This is a genomic window from Ruminiclostridium josui JCM 17888 (genome assembly GCF_000526495.1).
GTDB classification, from domain to species: Bacteria; Bacillota; Clostridia; order Acetivibrionales; family DSM-1351; genus Ruminiclostridium; species Ruminiclostridium josui.
In genome coordinates this window covers 355117-371194 of record NZ_JAGE01000002.1, presented here as the reverse complement: position 1 = coordinate 371194, position 16078 = coordinate 355117, and the positions used below count along the sequence as shown (strand labels likewise).

General features: G+C 40.7%; 2 protein-coding genes. Both read right to left on the bottom strand.

The features are described from left to right. Positions 1–5: 5 nt before the first annotated feature. The gene (locus tag K412_RS22965) at positions 6–7112 is read right to left on the bottom strand and encodes a type I polyketide synthase (RefSeq protein ID WP_024834396.1); all 7107 of its coding nucleotides are present in this window, start codon (positions 7110–7112) and stop codon (positions 6–8) included. A gap of 14 nt (positions 7113–7126) precedes the next feature. After that, positions 7127–15991 carry a PfaD family polyunsaturated fatty acid/polyketide biosynthesis protein gene (locus K412_RS21115; protein ID WP_024834395.1) on the bottom strand — a complete coding sequence of 2955 codons (8865 nt, stop codon included), beginning with the start codon at positions 15989–15991 and terminating at the stop codon, positions 7127–7129. Positions 15992–16078: the final 87 nt, after the last annotated feature.

The following is a 16078-nucleotide window of genomic DNA, read 5'->3' as shown; positions in this document are numbered from 1 at the left end:
CTCCTTTAATTGCCTATTAAAGCCATTGCATCTTCAAGACTGACATCTCCACTTTTCAACCCTTCCAAAATCTTTAGAATTTCATCTTCCTGCAATTCGGACTCTTTTATCTCACTTTTAATTTCTTTACCTATGCAGAAATAGTTACGGCGAAACGTATTTAATGGAAGCGCTGTTCTTACAAGCATATAGTTTTCTACCTCATTACACTGGAACTCATCTAGAATCATATGGCAGTTAGTACCGCCAAAGCCAAAGGACGATATTGCAGCTCTCCTCATATTCCCCTGCGTACGCCATTGTCTCACTTCTCTAACGGGATAAAAAGGTGAGCTTTCAAATTTAAAACGAGGGTGAGGCTCCAAGCAGTTTAAGGTAGGCGGAATTATTTTATTTTCAAGGGCAAGCGCAACTTTTATAAAACTTGCAACTCCGGCTGCACGTATCAGATGTCCTATGTTGCTCTTGACAGACCCAACTGCGCAGTATTGAGTTTTTCCTGCTGTGTCTTGATAAACCTGACTTGCAGCCCTTATTTCAATAGGATCTCCTAGCAAGGTCCCTGTCCCATGAGCCTCCAAATAGGAAATACTTTCAGGAGTAACACCACTCTTTTTAAGTGCCTGGCTGATAACCTCTTTTTGTCCTTCCTGGCTTGGAACCGTCAGTCCCATGGTGTGACCGTCATTGTTGACAGCCGAACCCAAAATAACAGCTCGAATGTTGTCCCCATCCTGCACCGCCTTTTCATAAGGCTTTAGAAGAACAATTCCCGCACCTTCTCCCAATACAAAGCCATTAGCCTTTTGGTCAAATACACGGCATACACCGTCTGGGGACAGTACTTCCGCCTTACTGAAACCTATATGAAGGTCAGGGTCAAGGAGCAGTTCTATTCCTCCTGCTATGGCCATTTCACATTCCCCGCTATTAATACTCTGGCAGGCCTTGTGGATTGCTACAAGTGAAGAAGAGCATGCTGTGTCCACAGTAAGGGATGGACCCTTCAAATTATAGAAATCGGAAATCCTGGCAGCCATCATGTTCTGAATCATATTGACAATAAGATGCTTCATCCCATTTTCCGGTATTAAATCTTTGTTATTCTTAATATAGGAGCTTTCTCCACCTCCTATAAACACGCCCGTCCTTGTATTACTTATTTCGTCCCTACGGTATCCCGACCGTGCTATTAATTCTTCGCTTAATTCAAGCAAAATACGATGCTGGGGATCCATCACAATAGCATCCTCATATTTGATACCAAAATAGTCGGCATCAAAAAGATAAACATCACTGATAAAGCCTCCCCATTTAGAGTAGCTTTTGCCATTTTCGTCCTTATGGGGACTGTAGAAATCCGAAATTCTCCATCTTTCTTCGGGTATCTCGGTAATCATACACCTTCCGTTTTTCAGATTGTCCCAATACTCTTCTATAGAATTAGACTTTGGAAAGCGGCAAGCCATTCCGATAACAGCTATTTTGCAATTATCAGAAGAGTACTGTGAGCTTATTCGGCTAAATCTGTTTGCTGCACCCAACGATTTCTGCAAGAAGCCATATCCAGATGGTTCTGTTTGTAATTCTTCCTGAACATGTTCAGCCACAGTATCTTCATGATTTATTTCAGAATGCAGCGCTTTATCTGAGAAGTCCAGCATAGGAAGTATATATTCTGCCAACCTTTTGACAGATGAATTTTCGCTAACAGCATTGGGTTCCACAGTTATCCCATACATTTCTTCAATACGGTTCAGCATTGTCATCATTACAATCGAATCAATGCCGTAATCTCCCAAATCCACTTCTATATCCAAATCACTTTCTTTAACTTTTAAAAGCTCTACTATCAGCATAGTAAGGTCTTTTTCCACCTTTGTCCTTAAACCATCGTTAACGTCTCCGGTTTTATTGTCAATAGTCACAGTTGCCTCAGGGTTAGCTGGAGTGTAAGGTGTACTAACGGTAATTCCTAGTTTTTCGATTATTTTATTTCTATTTCCTTCAAGCACAATTACCTGGGAAAAATCCGATTTTAAAGTATCAGTAAAAGCTTTAAGGCCGTAGGAAACAGATAAAGGCGCAACTCCAGAGGCATTCTCCATCCTTTGGCTTGTCTTTTCATCCACTTTCATCCCCCCATCTTTCCAAAGGGGCCAGTTTATGGATAATGTTTTCCCACGACGTTTGCCTTTAGAACGCAGCCCTTCCCTTATTTCAACAAAGCTGTCCATAAAGCTGTTCCCAAAAGCGTAATCACTCTGCCCGGCATTTCCTATTACTCCTGAAACAGAAGAGAATAACACGAAAAAATCCAGAGGCTGGTCTTGAAATACTTTATCCAACCAGACAGTACCGAATATTTTAGGAGCAAGGACTTCATCAAAGTTCTCCCTTGTTTTTCTCGGAACTAATGCATCCTTAATTACTCCCGCACTATGAACAATACCGTTAATAGCTCCATACTCAGAACTAATTTTCTGTGCCAGCTGTTCCACTTCATCTCTTTTTGAAATATCCGCAGGCAGATATATAATCTTGGAGCCCCATTTCTTTAAATTATCCAACTCTATTTGTTTTTCAGCTCTTAATTCGGAACGCCCTGTAAGTATGACGGTCACTTTCTCCTGTTTTACCATGTATTCAGCAAAAATCAGTCCAAGTCCACCCATACCTCCTGTAATCAGATAGATACCGTCTTTCTTCAATAAACTGCATTCCTCTTCTTTCCTGTCTTCACTCATCAGATTCATTTCAACCAAAGCTTTCAGAAAACGCTTTCCGTCTTTATACCTGACTTCTGTATCCTTTTGATTTGAATCTTTGTCAAGCTCGCCAGTTACAATATCCAATATTTCTTTAGTTTCAATCTGCTGCGCAACATTTTCCTTTTGAATTTCAATTGCTTTAAACAGCAGCCTTAAATTCTCCTGACGGATGGCCTTTGCAAAAGCACCAATTGCCGAATACTGGGGCTGAGATTCTCCAGAAGCACCTTTATAAATATGGAAAAGCTGAATCTTACTGTTGATTTTATGACGCATAAAGGCTTTGCTCAGGTAAAACAAGGAGTATACTCCTGTAGACAACCCTGACACTATATTCTTTTCGTCCCAATCAAAACTTTCTTTTGACCATAAATGGATAATCAAGTCCGGAATTTGATTATTTTCCGACATGGTTTTGACCAGTTTACTGAAATCCTCTTCGTTTTGAGGATTAATGGTGTATAAGTAATCTTCCTTATAGGAGAAACTGTTTCCCGGCATTGCCAGATTTACCTGGTAGTCTGAAACGTTGCTCTTTTCAAGATACTCAATATATCCCTTATAAAAATCCTTCTGAGTGTCAAGTATCAGCACTTTATTAGCTAAAATAGGTTTCTCTGATACATCCAAAGGCCACTCTTTCCAAATAGGTCTTAAATATAAAAGGGTGTTCTTAGTCTTTGCTAAAGCGTTTTTTTCATGAGTTTGCTTAAGTTTACGGACTATAAAGTCACTTATCCTAACTAGCGGCAAACCACTTTCATCCAGCAGCAGTATTTTATATTTTCTTGATGACCCTGTTTGAAAGTTTTCTGATGTGTCTACAAAAGCATAGCAGCTTTCAGTCAAAGGATTAATTAGCTCAACTTCTCCTACTGAAAAAGGAAGCATAAGACCTGCTCCTGAGCCATCCGCACTGCCGTCCATACCTGCAAATCCTATTAAGGATTGGAATGCACCGTCCAGTATACTAGGATGCAATCCGAATTCATCGAAACTGTTTTTTAGTGTTGTCGGTAATTGCAAATGGGCCAGAACACTCGTCTTTCCAATGAAAATCTTTTGAATTGTCCTAAAACCCTGACCATATTCAAGTCCATTATTTTCAAAGCTTGTATAGCATTCTTCAAATGAAAAGAATTTTTTTGAACTTCTTTTTAACTCTTCGATATCAATTCTCTGTTCCTTCACCTTTTCTTCCAGAAGCCCTTCAAATACAATCTTACCCTGGCCGTGTATTATTCTTGAGTTCTGCTGTTCTTGTCCTGTGCTTGATACCACAAATTCAGCTGTGTTATCACCAGGGTAAAGGCTGATTTCAATATTCATTGGAGAATTCTCAATTGTTATTGGACTTGTCCAAAAAACGTTTTTTAGTTTCCGTACCTTCTGTTCTGCTGCCATCTCTCCGGCAGCCCTTGCCATTTCTATATAAGCAGCACCAGGTAGGGTTTTTATCCCACTCACTCTATGATCACTTAGGAAAAATTCATCCCCTGTCAGCCTTACGCAGAATTTTTGCTCGGTAAAATTGGAAATGTTTCTATCAATTAAAGGATGCAGCTTTGAGGTTTTACCTTCAAACGCATATCCTGAGTCCTCATTGGAAGACGGTATCCAGTACCTATCCTTGGCAAAAGGATAAGTCGGGAGACTGATTCGTCTAGGCATTTTACCAATTTCATAAAGCATATCCCAGTCAAATTCAATACCTTTTACCCAAAGCTCGCAAATCTTTCCATAATCTTTAGCTTTAATATGTTTTCTAATTGTTTCCTGTATTTCTTTTTCTGTAGTCAAACCAGTCAATTCTTCTTTTGAGCTTTTTATATTGTCGTTATACAGCTCGTTTATAATTTCTTTACCTTCAAGAAAATCCTTTAGTTTTTTCACTAGCTCATTGATAGAATTTGCAGTTAGAGCCAAGCGTTCTTCCATAGGTTCACGTCCAACTTGAAGGGTATAAGCCGCATTAAAAAGCTCATCTTCAGTAAGCTGACCATCTTCAACTTCTTTCAGAAACCGTTCTATCACTTCTTTGAGCCTTATACTGTTTTTTGCAGACAGAACTACAATTGCCGGATAAGAGAATGTTGTCTGTGAAAAGCTGCTTTCCATACTTTCCGAAATGTACTCTTCAATTATTATGTGTGCGTTTGAACCACCTGCTCCAAAGCTGCTTATGCCGGCACGTCTTGGAACTTCCCTTCCGTTGATAACCGGTCTTTTCCATTTTGTAAGCTCTTGTTGGACTACAAACGGCGTATTTTCAAAGTCGATATTTGGATTTAGTATTCTGGAATGCAGTGACGGTACTAATTGCTTGTATTTCATCTGCAGTAAGACCTTTGTCACTCCGGCAACACCTGCTGCGCTCTCACAGTGTCCTATGTTGGATTTTGCAGAGCCAATGGCACAGAACTTTCTGTCTTTAGTGTATTCCCCGAAAGCCTTAGTCAGTCCGGCAATTTCAATGGGATCCCCCAATGATGTCCCCGTACCATGAGCTTCAATATAGCTTATAGATCTCGGATCAATTCCGGTCCGCTTAAACACATTTCCAATAACATTAGCCTGTGCATTGGGATTGGGAACAGTAAATCCGTTGGTTTTACCGTCATGGTTTACAGCCACTCCTTTGATAACCCCATAAATCTGATCCCTATCGGCTATTGCTTTGGATAAGGGTTTCAGTATCAATGCCCCGACGCCTTCTCCGGGAACATATCCATCGCCTCCCTTTCCGAAGCTTTCACACCTTCCTTTGCTGGAAACAAATTTTCCCTGTCCCAGCCCCAGATATTTGTTAGGGTGAATGGATAGGTTCACTCCGCCGGCTACAGCAAGCTCGCACTCGCTCCTCAACAAACTGTGACAAGCCAGATGTATGGCTGTCAGAGAAGAGGAGCACATTGTATCCACTGACATACTTGGCCCGTGGAAATTAAAGAAATATGATACACGGTTGGCAATCGAGGAAGGATTGCCTGGAATAGCCATAGGTCTACCCTGCATGGTTTCCTGAACCCCGTAAAGCTGGTACTCCTCGTACATGACCCCTGCAAAAACACCTACATTTCCTCCCATTCCGTTTTCATTATGCTTTGCAAGAGCCTGACGGGTATATCCAGCATCCTCCAGAGCCTCATACACACATTCAAGGAACAAGCGTTCCTGGGGATCCATAAATTCAGCATCCCGTGGTGAAATGTTGAAAAACAGCGGATCAAATTTATCTACATCATTAATGAAGCCTCCCCATTTACTATACGTCTTACCAGGCTTGCTTTTGTCTTCGTCAAAGTATAAACTGTAATCCCAGCGTTCCTTCGGGATTTCTGTGATACAGTCCCTACCGTTCTGAAGATTGCTCCAAAACTCCTTAATATTTTCTGCACCCGGATATCTTCCCGAAACACCAATGATGGCAATATCCAATACTTCAGGCAATCTTTTTGTGTCATGTCTGCTGCTTATAAATGAAAATTTGTGACGTCTGTGTCTGTTAAAGGCAGGCTTTGCCTTTTCAGTCAAAGGCGCCTCACTTTCTATTTCAGAAATGTTCTTCTTGTCAATTTCAAGGAGTTCCGCCATCTTTTCCGGATATAATTCAAGAAAATATCCACTTAGCTCCCGGATATTCTGGTATTCATAAAATAAGGTTTTAGGCAGTGAACCGAATTTCTTTTCCAGCTCATTTGTAAGCTCCATAACCATTACTGAGTCTATCCCGTACTTTTCCATTGGTGCATCAATTTCAATTCGCTCCGCAGGAAGCTTTATAGCAGTAGAAAGTAAGTTCTTAAAGTACTCTGAAACATTTTCCGTATTTAATTTGTCCCGAACAGGCTCCACAACTGTAACTTCCTCTACGGTATTTAAGAATTCCGATGTTTCAATCCCTAGCTGCTTTATAAAAGTATCACTGAATTCCTTCGAAAGAAAATTAGCAAGACTCTCAATGGTTTGGTTTTGGAAAAAAACTGTTTGACTTAATTCCAGATTGAAATTCTTGTTTAGTTCACTGGTAAATTCAGAGAGTGTGACCATGTCAAAGCCATATTCGGATAGCTCAACATATGTATCTATGTCTTGTGGATTTACTTTAAGTATTTTTGACGCAACTTCCAGCAAAGCAGCCTGAATCTTATCTTTTAGAATACCTGTTTCCTTCACTGCCACAGATTCATCAATGCCTTCCTTCTCTTGACCTAATCCGGTTGATAGTCTTATTTCTCTTTTTCGCTGAGCTGCAATGAGTTTGAATTCCTCCAAAGCCTCCTTGCTTTCGATATTCCCATTTTTAATCCGTTCATATAAAATACTTATTTGATTACGCATATTAACCTCCACTTTTAAGATACTCTCAGTTGCTCTTCCAACTGCTCTTCAGTCATTTCCCCCTTTGCAATCTTTTCAAAAATGCTGAGATAAAATTCGTCCTCATTTTCGGTCTGGTTTAACTCAAGTTCCTTTGAACTTGAATTTATAAGGTTCCTCTGTTCTTCAGGCACCTTTAATGCCAGCCTTTCTATACGTATACAAATCTCTCCGGACTCTCCTAACAAGTCAATATCCAGTTCAGGTGCATTGTCACCAGCCTTGCTTCCTTCACTGTACCTGATAAACGCCCACATAGAAGGAGAACATCTGTTGAAAATTTCGATGGAGCCAACGGCAATGGGTAAGCCGGGCTTGTTGTCTGAACCTATAAACAACCCGAGAGTTCCTTGCAATGCGGAATCTACCAGTCCCGGATGAAGTACAAACCCATCATTGGCATTAAATACTTCAGGGGATAGGTAAAGTTTGACTAAGACCTTTTCATCGCCCACATATACCTTCTCAATTCCCCTATGACTTACTCCGTAATGAAATCCTGCATCTTTAAAAATCTGATAGCACTGTTCACCTGTCAGTATGTCCCGGTTGCATTGAGCCTCTAGGTCTTTTAAATCTATCATTACGGTATTTACAGTTTCTTCGTATGTTACTATTCCCTGACTATGAATTACCTGCTCTCTGTCCTCACCGGAATCACCGCTGTAAACTTCATATACAATCTGTCCACTGTCTTCGGGATATAAACCGATATCTACCCTTAACGGCTGGTCTCCTACAATAACAGGGCGTAACCAATTCACATTTTCAATTCGAATGGCTTTATTACCATCTTTCGTCAAATCCCAAGCCTGTACTGCTGCTGCCCTAGCCATCTCAAGATACGCAACTCCCGGAAGCAACCGTTTTCCGTTAATAATATGATCTGCAAGGAAAGATTCTTTACCTGTAAAAGTAGAACTAAACTGCAGCCCATATATGTTTGAGGTGTTTTGATGCACAAGTGGGTTTATTACTGCCGCCTGCACTACTTCAGTACTAGTTTCGTAATTGATTGCAGGTACCCAATAACGTTCCCTTTCAAATGGATATGTGGGTAAGCTTATCCTAATTGGTCTTTGATTTTTATAAATTTTATTCCAATCAATATTTAATCCGTTAACCCATAATGTCAACAGTTTCTCATACATTCTTTTGGAAATCCAACTGTCAATAGCTTTCTCAATATCAATGTCAGCAGTTAATGTCTCAATTATTCCCTTGTGCTCCTTAACTCTGCCCCTGTAGAGTCCTTCTCTACCGCTGCGGTCTTCTTTAAAATCTTTAAGCTTTTCTTCAAACTCCGATATTGTACTCGCAGTAAAAGCCAACCGTTCTTCCATGGCCTCACGTCCAGTTTGAAGTGTATAAGCCAATGATGGAAAATCAGTATCGCTTAACTGCCCACTCTCAATCCTATCCAACAGCATTCCAGCTAATTTCTTAAGCTGTCCTTCACTCTTTGCAGACAATACTACTACTGCTGGATTTTGGGTATCATATTTAATTTGAATTTTTGAAGAATCTTTTGGTATATATTCTTCAATGATTATATGCGCATTTGAGCCTCCCGCACCAAAGGAAGAGATTCCTGCAATTCTTGGGTACTCTTTTATCTCCCCGTCAATTTTTAGCAAAGGTCTTTTCCACTCCGAAAGCTCCTGCTGAACGGTAAAAGGAGTATTTTCAAAGTCTATATTGGGGTTTAAAACTCTTGAATGTAGCGAAGGTACCAATTCACCGTATTTCATCTGCAAAAGCACCTTAGTGAGTCCTGCAATACCTGCAGCACTTTCACAGTGCCCTATATTGGACTTGGCAGACCCTATGGCGCAGAACTTTTTGTCTTCGGTAAACCCACTGAAGGCTTTGTTAAGACCTGCAATTTCAATGGGGTCTCCAAGTGAAGTACCTGTACCATGAGCTTCTATATAGCTTATACTCCTGGGATGAATTCCCGCTTCCTTAAAGGCCCTCTCGATTACATTGGACTGCGCGTTAGGGTTGGGAACGGTATAGCCATTGGTTTTTCCTCCGTGATTTAGTGCTATTCCCTTTATAACCCCATAAATATGATCTCCGTCTTCAACTGCTTTTGAAAGGGGTTTAAGAAGCACTGCACCAACGCCTTCCCCTGGTACATAGCCATCCGCCCCCTGTCCGAAGCTTTCACAGTGACCTTTACTGGATGCAAACTTTCCCTGTCCCAACAACAGATATTTATTGGGATGAATTGATAAATTGACTCCACCAGCTATGGCAAGTTCACATCCTCCTGTTATAATACTCTGACATGCCAGTTGGATTGCCGTTAGAGAAGATGAACACATGGTGTCTACTGCCATGCTTGGTCCGTGAAAATTAAAGAAGTACGATACCCTGTTGGCAATGGAGGAAGGATTCCCCGGAAAAGCAACAGCTCTGCCCTGCATGGTTTCCTGTACTCCGTACAACTGGTACTCCTGGTACATAACCCCTGCAAACACTCCTACATTCCCTTTCATACCTGATCCGTTGTATGCCCCAAGAGTTTCACGTGTATATCCTGCATCCTCAATTGTTTCATAGACACATTCAAGGAATAAACGCTCCTGAGGATCCATCATTTCCGCTTCCCGTGGTGAAATATTAAAGAACAAGGGATCAAAGCGGTCAAAACCGTTTATAAAGCCGCCCCATTTTGAATAGGTTTTTCCTTTTCTGTTTTTGTCTTCATCAAAATATAAGCTGTGGTTCCAACGTTCTTTTGGAATTTCTGTGATACTGTCCTTTCCATCCCTCAGATTTTTCCAGAATTCCATAAGATTTTCTGCCCCTGGGTAACGACCCGAAATACCTATAATTGCTACATCCAGTGCTTTTGATGTTTTTTCATCCCGGTGTTCATCCTGTGAAATTACAAAACGCCTTCTTTTATGACCTGTTGAAGGAATATCCGTCTGCGTTTCATCTATTTCATGGCTTTTCGAATTTTCAGATCTCTTATAAGCCCCTTCATTATTATCTGCTCCTAACAATTCTACAAGACGATTTTTATGAGCCTTCTGGAAATATCCCGCTAGCTCCCCAATGCTTTGATATTCAAAAAACAGAGTTTTTGGTAGTGAGCCAAAGGTTTTTTCCAGTTCATTAGTCAACTCCATAACCATTATTGAATCAATTCCGTATTTCTCAAAAGGCGCATTTGCTTCCATTCTGTCTGCCGGCAACTTAATAACAGTTGAAAGAAGCTTCTTTAAATAGCTGACCACTTTCTCCACAGGTATATCATCAGCAGCTGGGTTAGCCTCTACAATAGGTGTTATGGGTCTTGAGCTTGACAACTGCTGACGTAGCTTTTTGAGTTCCCCGTTGGACACCATAATCTGGACTTCACCGTTAGCCATGCACCGGTAAAAGGCATTAATACCTATTTCTGTATCCATCGCAATCATGCCAGAACTCTGTCTCATGTTATTCAGGGTTTCTTCATTGACTTTCATACCGCCTTCCTGCCAAAGAGGCCAGTTAATTGACAAGGTTTTTCCCTTTCGTCTTCCGGCAATAACCAGCTTATTCCGATATTCTGCATATGCGTCCATAAAAGCATTGGCTGTGGCATAATCTGCCTGGCCAATATTGCCAAATACTCCTGCCAATGAAGAAAACACCACGAAAAAGTCCAAAGTTAAATCCTTGCTTTCCTCATCAAGATTCACTAGCCCGTCAACCTTTGGAGCTAATACCTCCTGAAACTGTTCCCTGCTCTTTTTGAGTATGAAACCGTCACGTAGGACACCAGCACTATGTATGATTCCATCAAGACCGCCAAACTTCTCATTTATTTCTCTAATAAGACCTTTTACGGCCTCCCGGTCTGTGACATCCACTGTTCTGTATTCAATCCTAGCACCCGATGTTTCCAAAGCTTTTAAACGGGATTCTTTATCTTCACTAAGCACTGACCGTCCGGTAAGAATGAGCGTGGAATTTTTAACTTTATGTGCTATCTCTTCCGCAAAAATAAGACCCAATCCCCCGGTACCGCCTGTTATAAGATATCTACCACCATCTTTCCATGGGATAGATTTATCCTCCGGTGAAGCATTTATCTCTTCCCATTCTGTCACCATACGTTCTCCGTTTAAATAGCGTACCTGTCTGTTGTATAGATTTCTGCTGTTCTCATTCAAAATTTCTATTATATTCTCTCTTTGCTCCCTTAGGTTTATTTCAACTAATTGACCTATTAGATTAGGATTTTCCAGTTCTGCTGTTTTAAGTAAGCCACAGAGTCCTGTGAAAAGCTGTTCTTCTTCACCTAAAGGTATTACAATCTGTACCAATACCTTTCCAAATATCTTTTCTCCCAATATTTTACTTATTTCCTCAAACAACTGCTCTGTATATCCGCGGAACATCTCCGATGCAGCGTTTCCTATAGGCGAAAGATTTAATAATTCTGCTCCATCCATATCTTTTTTCACATCTTCGTATATGGTCTGGTCCACATCACAGAACACCACCAGGTGCCTCACGTATTCCATGGGCTGGAGGTTTTTGTCTGCAGGCTCTTTCTTCCATACTTGTTTAAACAACAATGTCCCTGTATTTTCGACTGTCTTATTTAATTTTTCTTCCTTCTCCAGTATGCGTGAAGTAAACCCTCTAATTAGTGCACATATTGTTCCGTTTTGGTTTAAAAGGTCTATGTCAAGTTTCTTGACCTTATCGGTTGTACTGCTCCCCTTGCTGTAACGTACAAAAGCCCACATATCCGGAGTACATCTGCCTCTTATTTCAAGTTCATCTAGTGCAAATGGCAGAAAAGTACTTTCAAGTTGCGGCATCAAACCCACTGAAGCTTGTAATGCAGAATCCAACATTCCTGGATGCAGGATATAGCCGTCTAAATCATCCAAAGAGGAAGACTCGAGAGAAAGTTTTGCCAAAACCTGGTCCTTCCCCACATATATCTTCTCAATTCCTCTATGCCCTTCACCGTATTCAAGGCCTGCGCTCCTGAAAGCCTCATAACAGTATTCCTTTGAAAGAATGTTCTGGCTACACTGAAGCCTCACCGCTTCAATGTCCACTGTTTCAGGTTCCGAAACCTTGATAAATGCGGCACTTCCTTGAAAGTAGGTTGTTTCACCTATCTTTTGAGAATCTCCATATATTACATAATCTATATTACTTTCATTAACGGGATATAGCGCAATATTTAATTTCAGCGGCTCTGCTTTTACAGTTATGGGTTTTGCCCAGATTATGTTTTTGAGTCTCAGCCCATCTAATCCTTCTTTCAAATCACTTGCAGCCAATTCTACGGCAGCCCTTGCCATTTCAAGGCATGCAGCTCCTGGCAGTACTTTTTGTCCATTTACAACATGATGCTTCAAAAAGATTTCTTCTCCTGTAAAGACTGAGGTATACCTTTGCTCCAATAGACTGGAGGTATTTTCGTGCAGTAGCGGATGAATAAGCACTTTCCCACTCTCAGCAGCTTTTCTATAACCAGAATATATCTCTTTTTCTGGTATCCAGTAGCGCTCCTTCGAAAACGGATAAGTAGGCAGGCTTATTCGTCGAGGTTTTATTTTACCATACAATTTTTCCCAGCCAATGTTCGCACCTTTAACCCACATCTGTGCAAGTATAGAAAAATCATTTTTTAAAACGCATACTTCAGTAAAATCTTCGCCAACTTCTCCAATTTCCGCTTTTCCATCTTTATTCCTTATAACATTAGCAGTATGAATGTTTTCCGTTAAGACACCCTTAACAAAAGCATCCAGACCATTTATCAAATCATCCCTCGAATCAAATGGGAATGCCAGCCTGTAATCCATATTCTCCCTGCCTATCTGCAAGGTATATGCTAAATTCTCTAGATTCAGGCTTTCCTTAAGCTCTACAAAGTCTTTTATTACTGCGGCATATTTTTTTAACTGCTCTTTTGATTTTGCCGACAAAACAAACAATAACGTTTTGTCTCTGCTGACCTGTACAGGCACATCCAATGTCGTCTCAGCAGATGTATATTCTTCTACAACGATATGTGCATTGGTTCCGCTGAATCCAAAGGAACTTATGCAAGCTCTTCTTGGTATTCCATCTGGTACTTCCCAGGGCTTAAGCTTGTTATTCACATAAAATGGGCTGTCTTCCAGAGAAATATGTTCATTTACTGATTCAAAATTGATACTTGGCGGCAGCATACGATTTTTTAATGCAAGCATAACTTTAATGAAGCCGGCTACGCCGGCACCTGTCATCAGGTGTCCTATGTTGCTTTTTACAGATCCCAGAGCACAGTAATTCTTTTTTTGGGTAAAGGACCTGAAAGATTCGGTAAGAGCCTCAACCTCAATAGGATCACCAAGCTTTGTCCCTGTCCCGTGAGCCTCTATCAGAGTAATATTTTCAGGATTTATTCCGAATCTTGTGTATACATCTTTCTCCAACTGAATTTGAGAAATCACACTTGGAGCTGTTATACCATTGGTCTTGCCGTCCTGGTTTAGCCCCCAGCCACGGATTACCCCGTAAATATGGTCACCGTCCCTGACCGCATCCTTAAGTCTCTTAAGGAGTACAACACCAACTCCTTCTCCCGGAACAAAACCGTTAGCTCTGTTGTCAAAGGTATAACATTGTCCGTCTTTGGATAACATTCCTGATTTGCTGCACATAATATGTAACTTTGGCCCTGCGAGTACACATACTCCGCCTGCTAGGGCAAGGTCATTGTTCCCAAGGGCTAAATTAGTGCAGGCCTCGGCTATAGCCACCAGTGAAGAGGAGCAAGCAGTCTCAATAGCCATACTTGGACCTTTAAGGTTTAGCAGGTAAGAAATACGTGCACTTAAAATTGACATGGCTCTTCCCATCAAGCCCTGAGCATTTAGCCCATATTCATCTGCCAATTCCTGATATTCACCAGATGCACAGCCCACAAAAACTCCGCACCTTGTGCCGGATAGAGAAGAAGGGGTAATACCCGCATCTTCTATGCAACTCCAGCAATTTTCCAGAAACAGTCTTTGTTGAGGATCCATCAATTCAGCTTCAGCAGGAGATATATTGAAAAACAGCGGATCAAACTTGTCAGCATCCTCCAATACACCCATCCATTTAGAATAAGTTTTCCCCTGTGCCTTGGGATCAGGGTCAAAGTATTTATCCATCTGCCATCGGGTTTCAGGAACCTCCGATATACAGTTAACACCATTTTTAATATTTTCCCAGAACTGCTCTAAGTTACTTGATTTAGGGAATTGTCCCGCCATTCCTATAACAGCTATTGCTGTATCGGTATTATCTTTTATTGAATGACTTTCTATCTGAAAACCGTCATGCATCACCAGTGAGTTCTTATCCCACAGCTTTTTACAAGCATTATGCATTAGCAATCCGGCTATCTCATCTACATGCCTGTTCTTCCAATGCTCATACCTTGTCCCCTTAACCCACTGGTTAAAAGCTCCCTGTGCCGGCCCACAGTAAATAACAAAATTATCTTTTTCCGTAAGATCGCCATTAAGAGTGCTACGGCTACAGTGCGAAAAGTACCACTTAAAAATAAGTGCCATTTTGAACCTTGGATTCTCTTCAGCTTCTTTTAGCTGCTCAGGATTCTTTTTACTTTTATATTCATAAACCAGATCCAAGACTTGTGAAAAGGTTTTTTTGAAATAGTTCCTTTCTATATCCAGTCTGATTTGCTCGGGAATTTCTTCAAAAGAATTATATTGTCTGAAAAGCTGATAAAGCTTATTTGCCCGTACTGCATACTGTGTCCCCTTCTTAACCACCTGCACTTTTGCACCTATTTCAAACATATCTCCAGCAGCAGTAATAGCAGTATCATGAATGGAAACAGTATTTAAAATATCTTTTACAACAGAATGGGCACCACTTTCAGCAGTACACTGGTTTATGGAACCGGTAAATATGAAATCTGCTCCCAGAGTAAATGCTGAAGCAGCAGCATCGGGAGTACCGATTCCTCCGCCGCAGCCTACCAATATTTCTTCCTGGTATTTATATTTTCTTTTCATAATATCTTTTAAAGAAACAACTGCAGGAATCAGGGAAAATGATACTCCCTGGGTTGTATGTCCTCCTGAATCGGCCTCAATGGCAAGGTCATCTGCCAAAGGGATAAACTTTGACAATTCCGCCTCCTCATTATCAATCAGTCCTGCTTTCAAAAGATCCTTTACAATTTCCTCAGGAGGAGGAGATAAAAACAGTTGTGCAATTTTAAGATTGGAGCATTTCCCAATAATTCTACGCGGCAGAATAATACGCTCTCCCTTACGGTATATACCCTTAATCCTGCAATATACCAGCGGTGCAGTAACTGCTGAGTAGGCGGCCGCTTCTATAACAGGTATATTGTACCTGACAAATAATTCAACCTGTTCTATTTCTTTTTTAGAGTTATCAAGGTTTGAAATCAGGCACATACCGTAAGGTTTGCCTTCTCCCAGCGCTGATTGGATGTTTTTTATATGTTCTTCCAGTTCTTCGGGCCCAAACCCTGCGCTCCCGAAAAAACTTAAGAGGTTAGCTTTTCCCATGGTTATTACAAGTTCTTCAGAAGATATGCCGCGATACATTGAGCCTGCATAATAACTCCATTTACAGTTATATCTTTCCTGAAAAACTGGGCTTCCTAATCTTTTAGGATTTAACTCTTCAGAAAAATCAAGTTCCAATTTCTCTTTATCTTCCAAGTTTTCTTCCTCGTTGACGGAAGTAGCCCCTTTTATTTTTCCGGCAAGTATCCTTTCGGCCTCATCAATGCTTATCTTCCCGTTTTGTAAAGCTAGTAAAATATCTTGTGAATTCATAGATATCTCCTCTTTTAAACCATTTATTAGTTTAATATATAATTCTAAATTTAGTTCTTCAGAAAGCCTGCTATATCACCAAACTTT

Bases quoted from the DNA above. Each gene is read 5' to 3' on its own strand.
- K412_RS21115 (WP_024834395.1), bottom strand. From the start codon at position 15,991: ATGAATTCACAAGATATTTTACTAGCTTTACAAAACGGGAAGATAAGC.
- K412_RS22965 (WP_024834396.1), bottom strand. From the start codon at position 7,112: ATGCGTAATCAAATAAGTATTTTATATGAACGGATTAAAAATGGGAAT.